20 protein-coding genes and 1 tRNA gene are annotated in these 17,681 nt (G+C 43.2%); 15 read left to right on the plus strand and 6 right to left on the minus strand.

From position 1 onward, the window contains the following. Position 1: 1 nt before the first annotated feature. The gene (locus tag B5X72_RS09680; protein ID WP_079716678.1) at positions 2-205 is read right to left on the minus strand and encodes a hypothetical protein; all 204 of its coding nucleotides are present in this window, start codon (positions 203-205) and stop codon (positions 2-4) included. After that, positions 202-981, minus strand: a complete 780-nt coding sequence (locus B5X72_RS09685; RefSeq protein WP_079716964.1) for an SDR family oxidoreductase — start codon at positions 979-981, stop codon at positions 202-204. The genes B5X72_RS09680 and B5X72_RS09685 overlap by 4 nt, the downstream gene beginning before the upstream one ends. A 359-nt stretch (positions 982-1,340) precedes the next feature. Between B5X72_RS09685 and B5X72_RS09690 the strand changes: the two genes are divergently transcribed. From B5X72_RS09690 to B5X72_RS09715, 6 genes are all read left to right on the plus strand, one after another. Beyond that, positions 1,341-2,477 carry a tyrosine-type recombinase/integrase gene (locus B5X72_RS09690; RefSeq protein WP_079716679.1) on the plus strand — a complete coding sequence of 379 codons (1,137 nt, stop codon included), beginning with the start codon at positions 1,341-1,343 and terminating at the stop codon, positions 2,475-2,477. Between the two features lie 190 nt (positions 2,478-2,667). After that, entirely contained in the window at positions 2,668-4,002 is a 1,335-nt protein-coding gene (locus tag B5X72_RS09695; RefSeq protein WP_079716680.1) for a DUF3987 domain-containing protein, read from the plus strand. Between the two features lie 235 nt (positions 4,003-4,237). Beyond that, positions 4,238-4,579 carry a hypothetical protein gene (locus B5X72_RS09700; protein ID WP_079716681.1) on the plus strand — a complete coding sequence of 114 codons (342 nt, stop codon included), beginning with the start codon at positions 4,238-4,240 and terminating at the stop codon, positions 4,577-4,579. Between the two features lie 128 nt (positions 4,580-4,707). Further along, on the plus strand, positions 4,708-5,685 hold the full coding sequence (locus tag B5X72_RS09705) for a DUF3871 family protein (protein WP_079716682.1): 978 nt from the start codon (positions 4,708-4,710) through the stop codon (positions 5,683-5,685). Positions 5,686-5,754: 69 nt separating this feature from the next. Next, complete coding sequence (locus B5X72_RS09710; RefSeq protein WP_139378626.1) at positions 5,755-5,973, plus strand: hypothetical protein; 219 nt, start codon at positions 5,755-5,757, stop codon at positions 5,971-5,973. Positions 5,974-6,034: 61 nt separating this feature from the next. After that, on the plus strand, positions 6,035-7,153 hold the full coding sequence (locus B5X72_RS09715; RefSeq protein ID WP_079716684.1) for a hypothetical protein: 1,119 nt from the start codon (positions 6,035-6,037) through the stop codon (positions 7,151-7,153). Between the two features lie 34 nt (positions 7,154-7,187). Here the strand turns inward: B5X72_RS09715 and B5X72_RS09720 are convergent, their stop codons facing one another. Further along, entirely contained in the window at positions 7,188-7,454 is a 267-nt protein-coding gene (locus B5X72_RS09720) for a helix-turn-helix domain-containing protein (RefSeq protein ID WP_262497471.1), read from the minus strand. Between the two features lie 358 nt (positions 7,455-7,812). On the opposite strand from B5X72_RS09720, the gene B5X72_RS09725 reads away from it, so the two are divergent. The 5 genes from B5X72_RS09725 to B5X72_RS09745 all read left to right on the plus strand — a co-directional run bounded on the left by B5X72_RS09725 (position 7,813) and on the right by B5X72_RS09745 (position 11,442). After that, complete coding sequence (locus B5X72_RS09725) at positions 7,813-8,229, plus strand: hypothetical protein (RefSeq protein ID WP_139378627.1); 417 nt, start codon at positions 7,813-7,815, stop codon at positions 8,227-8,229. A gap of 203 nt (positions 8,230-8,432) precedes the next feature. Beyond that, positions 8,433-9,080 (plus strand): hypothetical protein, encoded by a 648-nt coding sequence (locus B5X72_RS09730; protein WP_079716687.1) that lies wholly within the window; start codon positions 8,433-8,435, stop codon positions 9,078-9,080. A 9-nt stretch (positions 9,081-9,089) separates the two neighbouring features. After that, on the plus strand, positions 9,090-9,290 hold the full coding sequence (locus B5X72_RS09735; RefSeq protein WP_079716688.1) for a hypothetical protein: 201 nt from the start codon (positions 9,090-9,092) through the stop codon (positions 9,288-9,290). Between the two features lie 29 nt (positions 9,291-9,319). Beyond that, positions 9,320-10,834 carry a PD-(D/E)XK nuclease family protein gene (locus B5X72_RS09740; RefSeq protein ID WP_079716689.1) on the plus strand — a complete coding sequence of 505 codons (1,515 nt, stop codon included), beginning with the start codon at positions 9,320-9,322 and terminating at the stop codon, positions 10,832-10,834. 14 nt (positions 10,835-10,848) lie between these two features. Beyond that, positions 10,849-11,442, plus strand: a complete 594-nt coding sequence (locus B5X72_RS09745; RefSeq protein WP_079716690.1) for a DUF3885 domain-containing protein — start codon at positions 10,849-10,851, stop codon at positions 11,440-11,442. A gap of 182 nt (positions 11,443-11,624) precedes the next feature. On the opposite strand, the gene B5X72_RS09750 is transcribed toward B5X72_RS09745, so the two are convergent. Both B5X72_RS09750 and B5X72_RS09755 read right to left on the minus strand, forming a co-directional pair. Further along, a tRNA-Thr gene (locus B5X72_RS09750) sits at positions 11,625-11,697 on the minus strand. Between the two features lie 208 nt (positions 11,698-11,905). Next, positions 11,906-12,322: an OsmC family protein gene (locus B5X72_RS09755; protein WP_079716691.1), complete on the minus strand. Its 417-nt coding sequence runs from the start codon at positions 12,320-12,322 to the stop codon at positions 11,906-11,908. A gap of 74 nt (positions 12,323-12,396) precedes the next feature. Between B5X72_RS09755 and B5X72_RS09760 the strand changes: the two genes are divergently transcribed. The 4 genes from B5X72_RS09760 to B5X72_RS09775 are packed head-to-tail and all read left to right on the plus strand — an operon-like array spanning position 12,397 to position 17,046. Continuing rightward, positions 12,397-13,584, plus strand: coding sequence for a cysteine desulfurase family protein (locus tag B5X72_RS09760; protein ID WP_079716692.1), 1,188 nt, complete (start codon positions 12,397-12,399; stop codon positions 13,582-13,584). Between the two features lie 31 nt (positions 13,585-13,615). Then, complete coding sequence (locus B5X72_RS09765; protein ID WP_079716693.1) at positions 13,616-14,821, plus strand: polysaccharide pyruvyl transferase family protein; 1,206 nt, start codon at positions 13,616-13,618, stop codon at positions 14,819-14,821. 8 nt (positions 14,822-14,829) lie between these two features. After that, entirely contained in the window at positions 14,830-16,011 is a 1,182-nt protein-coding gene (locus tag B5X72_RS09770) for a THUMP-like domain-containing protein (protein WP_139378628.1), read from the plus strand. A gap of 42 nt (positions 16,012-16,053) precedes the next feature. Continuing rightward, on the plus strand, positions 16,054-17,046 hold the full coding sequence (locus tag B5X72_RS09775; RefSeq protein WP_079716695.1) for an LLM class flavin-dependent oxidoreductase: 993 nt from the start codon (positions 16,054-16,056) through the stop codon (positions 17,044-17,046). Between the two features lie 16 nt (positions 17,047-17,062). Here B5X72_RS09775 and B5X72_RS09780 read toward each other — a convergent pair whose 3' ends face one another. Beyond that, complete coding sequence (locus B5X72_RS09780) at positions 17,063-17,659, minus strand: DUF502 domain-containing protein (RefSeq protein ID WP_079716696.1); 597 nt, start codon at positions 17,657-17,659, stop codon at positions 17,063-17,065. Positions 17,660-17,681 lie beyond the last annotated feature (22 nt).

Below are 17,681 nucleotides of genomic sequence, written 5' to 3' on the forward strand. Positions count from 1 at the left end.
TTTAATGCAGGATATACGCGTCTATGATGTAACCCGCAACTAACGCAATCGGAACACCGATTAAGGCACTTGCCAATGCCTTTCGTGCCTTATTGGGGAATTGATTTCTGTGCCTAAAATACAGAAAAAATCCGATTGGTGGAATGGCATTGGAGAGCGCAAACCAAAACCTTGACAGGCCGTCTTTTTTGTTTTCGTTTTTCATTGCTTGTTCAGTTGTTTAAACTTTTTAAATTCCCGGTGTCCAAACTTTAAAAGGGTATTAGGCATCAGTCTGCTCACGAATTTGACCAGGTCAATCAAGGTCGGCTTGAGTTCCGGTTTATCTTTCAAAAGGCCTTTGATGACGACAGCTACCATTTTATCCACAGGCATCATTTGTTTGGGGTTAGGTTGCAATACCCAATCATTTTGAAGATTGGTGTTAACACCCGGCGGTATCATTTCAAATACCTTTACATTGGTATCTTCCAATTGCAACCGCAAAGCTAACGTATACGCTCGGACGCCTGCTTTTGCGGTACTGTAAATCGGTGCTATTGAATAGGGCATCAATGCAATACCCGAGGAAACATTGACAATCGCAGCCGATTTCTTCGTGAGCAGATGCGGTAAAAACTGATGCACCATTTGGATGGTTCCAGTAAGATTGACGGCAATTTCACGGTTGATGTTTTCCAAATCCAATGTTGCGTCCTGCACATCGATCAACCGCATCAATCCGGCGTTGTTGATGAGGATATTCAATTCTGGAAATTGTGCCGTAACATCCAGGTAAAGCTGTTCAATGGCTGCTGCATTGCTCACATCGCTTTGAAAGGTATGGACTTTGGGAAACTGTTTCCTTGTTCGGTTCAGTGCATCAAGGTTACGTCCGGTGACGATAATGTTTGCATCTTGTTCGGTCAGCTGTTTTACGAGCTCCAAACCGATTCCGCTGGTTCCGCCCGTAATCAGGACGGTGCTGTTTTTTAATTCCATTTTGCGATCTTTTTGATACTGCAAAAATGCGGTGGCTTTCAGCGGCAGATTTAGCCTAAACGCCTTTTGTTGTAGCCGAAAATAAGCGTTTCGGAAATGCACCTATGCGGCAGCATGTAGAAATTCTGCGAATGCTACCGCGGGATCGGGAAGCATTCAACTGATCGATAATGTCCGGTTAAGGCACCTGTCAGTTCACGAAAAAAAAGCTCCGAACAGTACGTTCCGGAGCTTTAAACTTAGGAGCCGACGATGGGATTCGAACCTACGACCTACGCATTACGAATGCGTTGCTCTACCAGCTTAAATTACTGGTTATTAGTGGTGTATTGTTGCTATGAGCCAGAATATGAGCCAAAATGCATCAGTATGAAATCAAACCCTATTGCCCAACAGACTTAAGTAAACGTGCCTATCTAGCCATATACATTGAAGGCCGGAGGTACCGCGAGTACAACGGGCAGAAGATAGCTGTCGACCTGAAACCAAACAGAGCTAAATCCGCTAAGGAACGTAGAGCGTTATTAGGAAAATTAGAATTTGAGTTCCGCAAGAAGCTAAATGATGGCAGTTATCAGAAGTTACTGAATAAATCAGGTTCCCATGATAGCGCAGATAGGCTATCGCTGGACGAACTATTTAATAGTGCATTGAATCAAAAAAAGACATCTAATCTTAGTAAAAGGTATGTTAGTGATTTAAAAAAACTCAGCCAAGACTTCCTCAGTTTTCTTAAAAAAGATGAGCGTGACGGAGGAATTAAACATTTGAAAGCTCTGAGAATACAACAGTACCTCGATAATTTCAGAAGAACGCCCCAACAGTATATGAACAAATGGAGGCATATGAGTGCTTTGATTGGAGTCTTAAAAAGAATGTATGATTTTGACGCCGACCCTATGAGAAAAGTAAGCAAGATTAAAACCAAAGCTACCTTACACAAAATCTACACACAAGAGCAATTGCGCGACGTATTAGATTATTTGAAGGTGAACCATGAGAACATGTATCTATGCTGTTTAATAAGCTATGGCTGTTTCCTTCGACCTCATATCGAGGTGAGGAATTTGAAAAGCAGCCACTTTAAAAATAATTGTACTGAAATCCATTTGTCAGGCAACGAGAATAAAAGTGGCAGGATACGGGTCGTTTACGTGCCTGATTATGTACGGGACGCAGTTTATGATAGAGTCCAAAATTTAAGCGCTGACCAAAATTTATTCTCGATGAAACAGATTCCGTTTAATGTGTATTACTTTAATACCGTGTGGTCAAGGCATTTTAAAACTATGCTCGATTTAAGCTTGGTAGAACAAAATCAAACCATCTATTCGTTCAGACACACAGCAGCAGTAAACGTTTATAAAAAAACTAAGGATTTGCACTTGTTACAGCAGCTTTTGGGGCATTCAAACATGATAGTGACGCTTAAATACTTACGAGGATTAGGCGTACATAATATGGAGGAATTGAAGGAGGTGATGCCTGTTTTATAAGAAATGCAAGCAGTCTAAAAAATACCTGACAAAGCCGAATCTGGAACAACTTTTGATGTAATGACTCGCTTTTTAAAAGCTCGTTCTTTGAAACCATCTCTTTATGTCTGATTTATCATTGGATTTAATTGGCGCGTAAACAAAGCGAAAAAATGCTGATCAGCTCGCGCATAAATAAAAATTAAAATATATGAGAAAAACAGATAAAGACAAGAGAGAAACTGCAGAGTTTGCAGGGATTGCAACATTGGCAACCCCATTGGAGAGAAAGACACCCTATTTTTCTAACAAAGTATTCAGCGATTTACCTGATATTTTACGGAAATCGACAAATGTATTCACGGAGAGGAGGGAGAAAGATGTGTTTTTAACAGGCGCGCTAGGTGTATTAAGTGGGTGCTTCCCGAATGTATATGGCTTGTATGACGGACGGGAAATTTATCCAAATTTATACACTTATGTAAGTGCACCAGCGGCAAGCGGTAAGGGCACATTGGCTTTTTCCAAGTATTTAGGGATGAAATACCATGAGCTGATTAAAGCTACCCATATCGAAGGGCAAGCCCAACCGGTTCTGTTCATTCCTGGTAATACAAGTGCCGCTGCTTTTATGGGACATTTACAGTCTAATAAAAATGGCATCTTCTTCGAGACCGAAGCTGATACAATTGGAAATACTTTCAAACAGGATTGGGGTGGGTTTTCCGACTTATTGCGTAAAGGGTACCACCATGAGACTTTCAGTTCCTCTAGGAAAATGGATAATGAATTCATTGACATCGAATCTCCCAAGTTGTCACTTGTTTTATCAGGTACGCCTGAACAGATACATGGGTTGATTCACTCTGCGGAGGATGGATTATTCAGTAGGATTACCTTTTATACATATGATGGCGGTGGTTCTGTATGGAAAGACGTATCGCCTTATGCAAATAGGGTGAATTACAAAGAGTATTTTACAGAATTGGGCAATGAGTTGTTTGTGGCTATTAATGCTTTACTTAAATACCCTAAAATAGAATTGCAGTGGAGTAAAGACCACTGGGACTTTTTCAAGGGTGTCCAAGAAGAATTTCAGTTTGAAGCCCTAGACAGGCTTGGAGATGGAGTTATTAGTGTAGTAAGGCGTTCAGGATTGATGTGGTTTAGAATAGCTATGATATTTTCTGCTTTAAGACAATATGACGCAATTTCTAGTGCCAACAAGATTCTGTCATGTAATGACACAGACTTCTTAAATGCTTATGAATTAATGAATACTTACAAGGAGCATAATCTTTTTATGTATTCCTCACTTCCTAAGCAGCAACCTCGAGTAACACCTGCAAATAAAAAAGACATGGTTTTTCTTGAAGCCTTACCGAATGCTTTCAGTCGACAAAAAGCTATTGAAATCGGTGAGGCTTTGGATATCAAGGGACGAACTGTAGACTATCGCTTAAATAAGTATTTGGAAATGGGGCTATTATATTCTGCAAAATCAGGATTTTATAGCAAGCCTCAACTGGCAGCTTCTAAAAACTAATTAAGGAAAGGTCTTCAAGCAAAGTTTGCAACACTTGCAAATGTTGCAATACTTGCACAACCACATATCTATTAATTTAGGTATGTGGTTTTTTTTTGCCAATTTTTTTTATTTTTTTTTCAGCCAACCTAATCGTCCCCCTCCCTTGTGGAGATGCCCCCTACTAAATCTTAGGTTCGGGCATACCGTGCCTGAATGCATCAATCAACAGAATTTCTCACTTAAAAATTAAATCATGGTAACTATCACAGGTTATGAAAAACGGGAGAGTGACAAGGGCGAATTCTTCCTATTACAGCTACAGGGAGACGTCGAGTTCATGTATTCAAAGAAAACAGGCAGACCTTATGCTACGGTAAAAAAGTGCAGTATCCCAAGCACATTTGATGAAGCCACCTGCAAAGCCATCATCGGTAAACAAATGAAAGGCTCAATCGCCAAAGTACAGGTGGAGCCTTATGATTATACCGTTCCCGAAACCGGAGAGGTCATGCAATTGGATTACCAGTACACCTACTCACCAGAAGAAGAATCAACGGTGGAGCAAACGGTATTCGGTCAACAGGTTGAAGCCTGATATGGGTGCCAACATTTGTAAAAGAGGATAGTGGTTTTAATAAGCCATTATCCCTTTACTATTTAATCCTACCAAATCATCTTTAATCCTATCAAATCATCATTTTACTAAATCAATAATCACTAAACATGGAAACACTTGAATTAAACGGTTCATCCGGTACTTTAATAGCGGATAATCAACCATCGACTTCAAAACCATTCCTTGAGGCAAACACAGTTGCCGCCACACTGGATGAAATCAGGGACAAGCATCTGATACCCGTTTTCGCCAAAGACAACCAGCCTGTCATCAGTCAATCTGATTTTATTAGTCTTACAAGCGATGTGGTACAGCACTTCTTTCAGCATGAGACTGTATTACCACCATCTATCAGAATAAGCCATCCAATTAAAGGCAGGATACCCGAGGCCAAAGACAAACCTGCACATCTATTGAGGGAAGAAGAAAAGACCATCTACTACGAACGTATGGCATTCATCTTGGAGATTCCAACAATATCGGACACGATCAACGGCAATCCACTATCACTTACTGTTGGAGGTATCAAAGCACACAATCAGGACAACCTGTATGCCAGAAAGGGAGTGGAAGAGCATTTCAAATTATTCATAGGGTTCCAGAACAGAGTATGCACCAACATGTGCGTATGGACAGACGGCACAAAGGAAACATTGAGGGTCAGGAGCATCGATGAACTTACAGAGGCCATAATCGATATTATCAGCAGCTATGATGCCAAACGCCACTTAGACAGGCTATCGGGTTTTACAGAATATAGCATAAATGAAGACCAATTTGCTTACCTGATAGGCCGTGCAAGGATGTACCAGCACATGCCAAACCAACAGAAGAAAAATCTCCCTCAATTGCTGTTCGGCGATAACCAGATTGGGATGGTGGTCAAGGAGTACTACAACGATTCCGCGTTCAGCAGGGAAGATGACGGAAGCCTCAATCTATGGAAGCTTTATAATCTGTTCACCGGAGCCAACAAGAGCAGCTACATCGACGGTTTCCTAAACAGGGGATTGAATGCCTATGGTTTTGTCAGTGGTATCAGGGAAGCGATGGATAGTGACGGGGATAATTGGTTCATGCTATGACTGATTCGGTGGCCTGTATGGAGATTTCATATGGGCTACCATTATCTATTTATAAAAATAAAAATTATTATGGACGGATACCGTTTATATAGGTATGTTGATAACAGGAGCATACTGGTCATAAAATCCGATGGGAAGCTGGTCAGGGTATATTGCCCGTTTCCGGTGATGGACGAAAGAAAAGTGATTCTGACGGTGGAGGCGATAGCCATGGGAAATGACGGTTTTCCAAGTTATCTGATTGATGGTACATATTACAGTTATAGCTTATTCTTGATTTTAGTATAGGAAACGAAGAATAAATCGTATAATAGTAGCCAACTTATATCAACCAATAATTTTAGGTTCTATGTATGAGTTTGATTTAAAGAACTTACCGGATGAATTCGTGTTTTTTTTGGAAGGAAATAACCAACCAGAAGTAAATCAGGCAATAAAGGAAAATTACCTTGTCATCAGCAGAGCTTTCAAAAGCCATAAAAACAAATTATTATTATATCACAATGGCCTGACACAGTATGTAGAAACGTTTAAACAGGATTATAAAAATCACCTAGAATACCATTTCCCTTATTTAACTATTCACGAAATTGGTAGGGAGATCGAGACTATTTCAGCTTTGCTTTCTTTGGTGCCTCAGTCTGCTGATGTGAACCGAGTTTTGCAACAAGCACTTGGTGTACCGTTGGATAGGCGAAACGCCCCTTGTTTTGCGATGCGCAGATATGGTAAAAACGAATTTTACTTCTACAATCATGAAGAATATAATAATGCTACTGATTGGGGTGTCCAAATTGCCAATAAACAGGATATCTATTTTGATATTTCAGACTTTGACGGCGAAATACCCCCTTACGACCCGGATTATGACGACCAATATCAAAGAATATCCAATGAAATAGAAGCCAAAATCAAGCTGCTCGGAGAAGCGAAAGCTTATGACTTGATGGCCAAGCTGCTGATTAGTTTGGCCAAGGAAAGCGGATTAGAGGAGGCAGAATTAAGGCGCATGGTCGGTGCTTCTTCTACCTTGTCAAAAAGATTGGAATCTCCAAACGAAACCGTGAAAAGATTGAGCAGGTTAGTCATAGACAGCCAACACCGGATTCTTTTACCTGATTACCACAATATAGAGATTAAAATGCCTACCTTATCCAAGGTGCTTTACTTCCTCTATTTGAGGCACCCCGAGGGATTACTTTTTAAGCAGTTGCAAACACATTGGCTGGAAGCACATTGGCTGTATTTCAAGATCACAAACAGGACGGATACAGATGAACTGAAAAGAAGCATGTCTGACCTACTGAATCCGACGAGCAACTCCGTACATGAGAAATGCTCGAGAATTAAAGAAGCATTTGTATCAGTGATTGACGATGATATTGCGCAATATTATTATATCACAGGTAAACGCGGGCAGCCTAAACAGATTAAATTGCCCCGCGAATTAGTGCAATTACCTTGGTAATGGAATTGCAAGGTTGCAAAGGTTGCAATTTTCGCTAAACCTTTTCAGACTTTTGATGCATGGGAAAATTATCGTTATCAAAGTCGAATAATTCCTTTAACGGGATATCCAAACCATTGGCAAGAGCCGAGGCGGTACTGATTGTCGTATTCACCTGTCCCAATTCCACATAGGAAAGCTGGCGGTAATCAATACCCGACAATTCAGCGAGTTTCTCCATTGACAACCTTCGTTGTTTGCGGAGTTTCCTAACCCTTGACCCAAAGGCTATTATCAATGCTTCATCCTTGGTATTAATCACATACCAAAAGAGAGGTATATTATCGTTTTATGTTATGAAATATATTTCATATTTTTATCAGTAATTATGAATTCTTCACCAAAACAACCTGACACAGATAGAAATGATAAGTTTCCATTAGGGTGCGGTATCACATTGTTTATAGCAGCATATGCCGCAGCACGAATTTTTACTGACGCCACAGATAACGAGGTACACCTTTTCTTCTGCTTAATACTGGTAATAATTGTGTTTGTCGCTTTTATTTCACGTAAATAGCCTTTTAATTAACAAAATACTTCAACAGATTACGGATTCCCGTAGAAATAGGAAATATCATATAGATAATTTTAGAAACGTTATTCAACTAGATTTATTTATGAAAAAAATACTGCTACTATTTATTGTATCCATCTCTTCAAACCATTGCTTAGGACAACTCACTGTTACTGTTGGTGTTAAATACAAATCAACAGACGGTTCTTATTCAAAATACTATTTCAGAGAAATCGACCTAGTAACAGGAGTTGAACTTAATAACGCAACAAATACCCGAGAATATGATGTATATTCTGACTATGCTCTCATTTGGTTTGACCAAACACAAGTAGCAATAGTAAAACTTAAAAGCAAAATACAATCCGATGTCAATAGGATGATGGGAAAGCCCATCGATAAAACTCTTTTAGAGATAAACTGCCAAATAGCGGGATATAATAAAGAAGGCGTTGACCAGAACGGAACCGAGTGGAAGCTTTGCTTTTATTCACATGACTTGCAGTCATTGTGTAGTTAATAAACAAGCGAATATGACATTTTTACCGTATCGCCAATTATGAGTAAAGCCTATCTTATATCTAAAATAGGAAAATAACAGAAATTTCTATATATAAATACGCCTCTATTAATCACATTCAATCAAAGTTAACCTTAATCAAAGCTTTATAGAAAATGTTAAATATCAGAACCCCAATTTACTTAATAAGCATCCTAAACTGCATGATGTTATGGGCTTGTTCAAACAATGACGCACGTAACTTAGGTTTTCGAGGTCAATCCCAAAATCAGTCATTAGATTCCGCTATAAGCAGTCAATCTGATGAAAAATATTCAATCGAGGAAGAGCAAAAGGTTTATGGCAATGTAAATTTTGGGATTTCAAGAAATCAATATCTGCGACTAATTCCAAAGGAAGTCAATAAAATTGGAGATTTTGAGTTTAAACTTATTCCAAGTTTTAATCACAGGGGTGAACTATACCGGTTGTCCATAAGAGGTGTTGAGAAGCAGGTGGAGGGCAATCATGATTCTAAAGGGTATCTCATCAAGTTAGCAGAACAAAAGTACGGGGTCGCCGACACATCTTACAGAAGTCGATTTGACGTAGTGCAGAAAAAAAATGAGAAAGTACTCAAATCATTCCCAAGAGAAGTGGAGTCCTATGTCTGGAATATTCATAATAAGCAAATAATCGTATCCAGTGAGGTTTTAAACAAACAAGATGACTTCGAAATAATTATGGGAAAGACAAATATGTTTGTTTATCCAATTATGACAATTACTCACAAAAAGCTGAACGAAGATTTTAACAGAGTAGAATTAGAAAAAGAGAATAAAGTACTTGAAAAGGAAGCAAATAAATTTTGACCAAGAATCATGAACTATTCTGACGAACAGATAATTGCAGAAGCAAATAAAATAAAAATCGATTATTTAACTAGAGACGTGTTAGCTAAGAAAACAACATTTAGCGTTCCCGTGAGAATGGGGGAAAACCACTTTTACACAGTGATTTATGAAATAGAAAAAAGAAACGGGCTGTCACCTATAATGACAAACCCTAAAGTTATTAGATAGCACATCGCAGTAAACACCTTAATTTAAGCATGTCACCTAAGCAACAAATTCTGATTGAATATCTAATTAAGCAGTTGGGCTTCGAGGATGATAATTTCTTAAAGCAGTATATCGATGAATTGGAAAAGACCATACCCGTATTTACACCAGATAGAGGACCTGATTTTGTAATGGAAAACATTATTGACCTTTTATTTTTGGAATTAAACACAATGAAAAACAGGAGATTAGAAAGTAGACTTATAGGTGACTTTATCTCCGCTACCGATATAGCCGCTTTCACCTACTGCCCTGTTAGTTATGCAATAGCAAAATCTTTTGTCCTACCTAAGCCAGAATCAGCAATAATTGGCACGTCTTTACATAGCAAAGGATATATCCTAAATTTTACAGGAAATAACAACACACTAGGTAATGAACAAAATAGCAATCAGCATAATAAGAAAGCAAACCTCGATTATCTTATAAACGAGGAAAATGAGCTGCTGTTTGACACATTAAAAAAATCAGAGTTGGTATACGCAGATTTTGATGGGTCAGGAAAGCCGTTCAAAGGTAAACGAGGTGCATTTGTTGGAAAACCAGATTATATTTTCAGGGACGAAGTTGGCAATTTCTTCGCCGTTGAAGAAAAGTATCAATATCGTCAATATTCCAGCAGCATCTCTCCAAATTTTTACGACAATCATGTCAATCAAATAGTCTCATATATTTATGGTATCCCAAAACCCAAAATCGCCTATGGATTTTTAGTTTATTGGAAATACGACTTCCATAACAACGATATATACATTCAAGAATGTCAAGTCAAAAAAATCAATAAAACAGCTCTAAATAGACAAAACATACTAACTGTGTTTAGAGCTATAGAACATTTCATGAATGAAAAGCTAATTAATTTTGATAAGTCATCAAGAAATCCAAAAAAATGTGCGAATTGCGTCTATCGCCTATACTGCGGACATAAAACTGGCTATTTCACGAAAATACCACTTCCTTACCCTCCTGATGTAGCGAGCAGAATTAAGTCCGTAAAATTACCTAAGGTTTTGGAAGTCAAAAACATAGGGCACAACTATAACTTTATTCAAATGGACGTTAAAAAAACTTGGCTCTGTGATAAAAACCGGATATTCTTGTTTAAGCTTGGAGATCAAGAAAGATTCGAAGAAGTCGTCATTGCCAACTATCATCAAATAGAAGACTTTGAAAAAGTCTATGGCGTTAAATTTATTACCCATAAAAAGATAGTGCAAATAGCTAATCTATCCAAAGCTGAACATCAGAGAGATGCGTTTATAGACAGAACGTCTATAATGGAAGAGCGATTGTATTACGAAGAATTGGCCCGACAGTCGTTTAGTGGGAAAGACATAATCGACCCGGTATACATACTCAGGCAATATGATGATTTTCGTATTATTTTTTGGGGAGCCGAATCTTTTAGAAAAGAGGGGAAAATCGTGTTCCCTTTTGAGTGTCTATTGCCGCTAAACAATATTATAATGAATAAGGATTCTAAATTTTGCTTCATAAGCACATAGCAACTACGATTTATTTGAATTTTAAACGTTTTCTAACGACCCACTTCCCCCAAAGCAACCTAAACGCATCCCTAGGTGAAGTTCGGGCAGATTATGAATTACTGATCTCTACTTGGCTTGGATATGACAAACATACTAAACAAGATTTAGAGAAAGCATCCCAATTAGCTATCAATATATTTGAAGACTTGTTTTTAGGCCATGCAGAGCCTTTATACGCGCTGATTAACCAATGGGATATACGTAGGGATATTTACATGTTCAATCAATTCAGAGGGCTTAATAACGGTAATTACGAGGCTTGGGAATCATTTGATGAAACCCATGAGGTACAACGGCAACAAATCATCATTGAAACCACACTAGACAACATCAATTACAAAAACATCATCAGCAAATTTGTAGAAAGAGATTATGACGATACTCCGGATTTAATAACAAGCAGGATATTTTTCATCCATCCTGACAAGCACATGTACTACTTGTATTTTGATAGCGAAGTTTGTGTAGGAAGCAAAGATGTAACCAAGCTAATCCAGTATTACCATAAATACTATCGATATATCAATAATGCAAAGAAAACAGAATTTGAACAGTTTATTCTATAAATCAATAAATTACAACTATGGATACATCTTAAAAAGTGAGACAGAAAATGAGCCAGAAGTGAGCCAAATCAAGAATTAGCAACTATATTTATTAATTACTCATAGACAATACAAACACATTGAAATCAAACAAAAAACCCCTACTATTTGGAAATAGAGGGATTTAAAGTAGTCTGACTGCGAGCCGACGATGGGATTCGAACCTACGACCTACGCATTACGAATGCGTTGCTCTACCAGCTGAGCTACGTCGGCATCGGCAAAAAATTTACGGGCGCAAACTTAGCTAAAATTGTATTGATATGCAATAGCAAAGAAAGGGCTTACGACAAATTTCAGATTTCGAGAAATTGACAATATCCATCCGTTGGATTTTTGGCTGGAACGTTCACTGCGTTTACGCTCCTAGGCCAAAAATCCAACGGATGGAAACAAACGGAACTTCCGCTCAAAATAAACCTTATCAGGCCAATGTTACCGTCAGTTCAATCGTTGCCTTCAGCAACTTTGACACCGGACAGATTTCCTTTGCTTTTTCGGCGATTTCCTTAAACTCGGCTTCGTCAATACCATCCACTTCCCCGGTAAGCGCCAGTTGTACGGTCGTGATGGTTCCGTCTTCGAAAATTACCTTGGCCTCGGTATCCAGGCTGGTCGGTTGGTATCCTTTTTCGCTAAGCAAAAAGCTAAGCTGCATGGTGAAGCAGCCTGCGTGTGCGGCGCCAATCAACTCCTCGGGATTGGTACCCACGCCGTCTTCAAACCGGGTTTTGTACGAATATTGGGTTTGATCCAATACGGTACTCTGCGTGGTAAGCGTACCACTACCGTCTTTTCCCGTGCCTTTCCAATTGGCACTTGCATTTCTGGTAAACTTCATGGTATTCGTGATTTTTATGTAAAGTTATAAAAGGGGAACAAGTTTTGCGCTAAAATTGTTTATAAATTCGCAACATGGACGGGCTTCTTTACTTTGACAACAACGCAACAACACCACTTGACCCACAGGTTCTCGACGCCATGATGCCTTATTTCACCATGCACTTTGCCAATGCGTCCAGCATGACCCACCGCGCAGGCAGGCATGCCGCGGCAGCGGTGGATAAAGCAAGGGAACAGGTGGCCGCACTCATCGGGGCATCGCCCCGCGAAATTACGTTTACGTCGGGAGCCACGGAGGCCGTCAACATGGCATTGAAAGGGGTATTTGAGCACTATCAAGCTAAGGGCAGGCACTTTATTACCTGCCTTACGGAGCACAAAGCGGTGCTTGATACCTTCGCCTATCTGCAACGAAAAGGTGCAGAAGTCACGTACTTGCCGGTAAGCACTGCCGGCAGCCTTGATTTAGCTGAGTTGGAAGCCGCTATCCGCAAGGATACGATACTGATTGCACTGATGTATGCCAATAACGAGACCGGGGTCATCCATCCTGTCCAGCAAATTGCCGACATTGCAAACAAATACGACGTCCTTTTTTTTTGTGATGCCACGCAAGCAGTAGGTAAGGTGCCTGTCTACGTTGGCGATGGGTATCCGGACTTGCTGTGCCTCAGTGCACATAAATGCTACGGTCCCAAGGGTGTAGGCGCATTGTATACCAAACGGCGGAACAAACGCATACAGACCGGTGCATTGCTGCATGGCGGTGGACAGGAGAATAAGCTCCGTGCTGGCACACTTAACGTACCCGGCATCGTGGGACTGGGCGAGGCAGCAGCAATTGCCCAACGCCAACTCGCCACCGAAGCACCGCGGTTGGGTACCCTACGGGACACCCTGGAAACCGGATTGATGGCACTGGATGCGTCATTCGTCAACGGCCGCGGAGCGCCGAGGCTCCCACATGTAAGCAACATCACCTTCCGGCACCTGAAGGCAGACCAGGTTATGGTGAACGTACCGGATATCGCCATCGCGTCGGGTTCGGCGTGTGTGAGTGGTACACGCGATCCTTCTCATGTGCTCAAAGCGATGGGGCTTTCAGACGCTGACGCCCACGCCTCCATACGGTTCAGCCTCGGCAGATTCAATACCGTGGCAGAAGTCGATACTGCCATCGCACAGCTTACATCGGTTATACCGCAGTTAAGGGCTTCGTCGCCCATCTGGCAACTGTACAAGGCAGGTCAGGTAGATTAATGAATTAGCAATTGACAAAAAACACGACAGATTGGCTACGAAAAACACGAACAACATCTTAATTATCGGCGCGTTTGACCGTTATAATTACGGGGATTTGCTGTTCCCCCTGGTTATTGAGGCGCAGTTGAAAACCTATGGCCAGCCGTTCGAGGCGTCCTATTTTGGTATTGTAAAAAGCGACCTCAGCGCCCTGGGCGGCAAACCCACCGAAGATATTCGGGCATTCTACCGCAAATGTGAGGAGGGCACAGGCCATACCAGCGTCATTGTTGCCGGCGGCGAAGCGGTGGCCGTGACGTGGAGCTCGCTATTGCTGGCGCTTAGCAGCCTATTCAAGCGCACGCATCGGTTCCACAACCGCATAAACAAAGTCATCGACCTCAATGCTTTCGCCAAACGGGCGCTACATGGCAAAACTGCCCTCCCCTTTGTCTTTACCAAAGCTGACTTTAAGGGTATAGACCGGGTTATCTTCAACTCCCTCGGAGGCTCCGAATTGAATCCGGCGATTTTTGACCAGGTTCCGGACCTCCGCGATAAATTGCGCCAGATCGATTATTTTGCCGTGCGTGATGAGGCCACACAGCGCAATCTCGCGTTGCAGCACGTGCAAACACAGCTTTACCCGGATTCGGCTATCTTGATGTCCACCTTTTACCCCAGCACCGTGCTGGCCAAACAGGTGTCCCCCGCCGTCAGCCAGTACGTCGCCGAGAACAAAGGAACATACGTCTTCTTCCAGGTTAAAAACAATCATGCGAAGAACAAGGAACAGCACATTGCGCAGCAGTTGGATTTGATTGCTGCACATTCGGGATCACCCCTCTGCTTTTGCCCCATCGGCAAGGCACTCAACCACGACGATCACCTGGCGTTAGGCCGCATCGCACCGTTGCTGAACCACCCTTGCACCCTATTTGACGAAGTAAGTATCTGGGACATCATGTATTTAATCGCCAATGCAAGGGTCTACATCGGCACCAGCTTGCACGGCGCCATTACGGCCATGAGTTATGCCGTGCCGTATGTCGGCGTTGCCGTGCCGAAACTAAACAGCTACCTGCAGACGTGGGGCGTAGCGGGAATAAACCGCACGGTGGCGTTGGATGGCCTGTACGAAGGGTTTCAGCGTGCTGTGGGCACCGACAGAGCCGCGCTCAACCAATCACGCGAACGGCAATTGGCGGCCGCCCAAGCGTCGTTTTCGCATATCCGGCAACTGGTCTTCCAATAATGGCGGTAATGAATCCTCAAATCCTCACACCGGATGTGCAGCAGTACCTGCGCACCCATGAAGCTATGCCTCCTACGGAAATGGCGTTGCGTAAAAGTCCTTTTCCGCACGTTTCCTCCCTGGAATTGGCCCAACAGCTGGATGGCAGGCAACGTAGCCGGAAAAAACTGCCGCTGTGGTATGATATACCGGGGATTTATTATCCGGAAAAACGCGCCATGGAGCAGGCATCCTCACAGACTACCGCCCAATACAAGGCAAGTTTGATCCGCCAGCAAAGCCGTATAATCGACCTAACGGGCGGCCTTGGTGTCGACACCTATTTTTTCGCACAACGCGCCGAAACGGTGATCCACTGCGAAAAGAACGAAGCACTTTCCCGGATCGCGGCACACAACGCATTGACACTGGGCATACGCACGATCAGCTTCATTGCGGATGACGGCCTTGCTTATTTGCGCAGCCAAGGCGACAACGCATTTGACTACGCGTATATCGATCCTTCACGGCGGGTAGAAAGCCGCAAGGTCTTCCGGCTGGAGGACTGTGAACCCAATGTGGTGGAAGTTCAACAGGACTTGCTGCAAAAAGCGGGAAAATTACTCATCAAAGCCGCTCCATTGCTGGATATTTCCGCAGCCCTCCAAGCGTTGAACAAGGTCTCTGAAGTGCACATCATAAGCGTCGACAATGAATGTAAAGAATTGCTGTTTGTCTTGGATAGCGCTTATGCAGGCACGCCGCAACTGGTAGCGGCCGTACTGAAAAACAATGTGACACGCACCTTTTCCTTCGAAATGAGCGAGGAGACCGCCGCCGTCTCGCACTTGGGACTGCCCGAGCATTACTTGTACGAGCCGGATGCGGCATTGCTCAAATCCGGCGCATTCAAACTCATCGGGCAGCGCTATGGCCTGAAAAAGCTCCACCAACACACTCACCTCTATACGTCCACGACCCACCACCCGGACTTTATGGGCAAGACGTTCCGGGTGGACCGTGTAACGCCCTATACTGATTTCAAAAACGACAAATCGATACGGCATGCCGCAGTCAGCACTCGCAATTTTCCGCTAAAAGTCGAAGCATTGCGCAAGCGGCATCGGATACACGACGGCGCGGATATGCATCTGTTCTTTTGCACAGGCCCTGATGATGTGCTTTTGGTCATCTTTGCATCAAAATGCTGATGCCGACTTGTACGTGAAGTGCCTAATGCGGTACTTTGCATCATGTCCAAGCAACTAAAGCTTTCCGCACTTGACCTCTCCGTCATCATCGCTGGCGGTGACGCCGCATCAGCCATTGCCCGCACGGTAGACGTTGCCCGGTATGTCGAGCAATTAGGCTACGAACGTATCTGGCTCGCCGAACATCATAATATGGAATTCATCGCCAGTTCGGCTACATCCGTGCTTATTGGCCATGTAGCCGGCAAGACGGAACATATCCGTGTCGGCTCGGGCGGCATCATGCTGCCTAACCATACCCCGCTGTCGGTGGCCGAACAATTCGGCACACTGGAAACCCTGTATCCGGGACGTATAGATCTCGGCTTGGGCCGTGCGCCGGGAACAGATCAACTGACCGCCATGGCGCTGCGCCGCAACAACCTCAATACCGCTTACCATTTTCCTTCGGATATCCGTGAATTGCAGTTGTATCTCAGCCCTGAAAACAGCGACGGCCGTGTACGGGCATTTCCGGGGGAAGGGCTTGACATTCCTATCTGGGTACTGGGCTCCAGCACCGACAGTGCCTATTTAGCGGCCGAGATGGGCCTACCGTACGCTTTCGCTGCCCATTTTGCGCCACAGCAGTTCCGCACCGCCATTTCACTTTACCGCCAACATTTCAAACCGTCGGCACAGCTCGACAAGCCCTATGTGCTGGCTTGTGTCAATGTCATCGCCGCCGATACCGATGAAGAAGCGCAGGTATTGGCGACGAGCATGTACCGCATGTTCCTGGGCATCGTTACCAATACGCGCCGGCCATTGCAACCGCCCGTCCCCTCGATGGACCCTTACTGGACGCCAGAGGTCGAACATGCCGTCAAACAGATGACCGCCTGCACGTTCATCGGAAGCCGCGAAACGCTGGCCGCACAGCTCTCCCGATTCGTTGATGAGACCGGCATCGACGAGCTGATGACCACCGGAAATATTTACGACCAGGGAGCGCGGTTGAAGTCTTATCGCATTCTCCACGAGGTTTTGTCGTGACATCACCGTGGGCGAATCACTCCAGTCCGCTCACGCCGCCCGAGACCACCAGCTTCATGGCATCAGTGGCGCTCATATTTAGCCGCTTCACCCGCTCAGACTTTACAACAACCACCTGACCGGCAAATGAGTAAGAATAGGGAAAGTAAACAATTACTTCACCCTGTAATCCGATCTTGGAAAGGTCCCGTTGCGTAAGGAATCCGATTTTTTTCAAGCCTGTTTCATTGACCTCCACAAGCACCGGCTCATTGAATTTCTTAGCATCTCCCACAAATGCTTCCGTAAAATCTTTGATGGAGGAATACAGGGTGCTAAACAAGGGGATGCGGTTGAGCAAATTGTTGAGCCAATTGGATATCGGCTCGGTGACGACATTTGTAAATACCATCCCTACAACGACCAGCACGGTAATCACGGTAAGGATACCCAGGCCCGGCACGTAAAGCGGCCTTCCCTCCTCGTCTTCCCAAAACCAACTGCTCAGGTTGAGTGCCGAATCGATGCTTGCCACAATCCAGACAATCAGAAATAATGCTCCTGCAAGCGGCACGACCACTAAGGTGCCTTTGATGAGGTAATTAAAGAATAAACGTATCGTTCGATTTTTCATATGTTAGTTTGGTGTGTTGTAT

The organism is Parapedobacter luteus, from assembly GCF_900168055.1.
Classification (GTDB): domain Bacteria; phylum Bacteroidota; class Bacteroidia; order Sphingobacteriales; family Sphingobacteriaceae; genus Parapedobacter; species Parapedobacter luteus.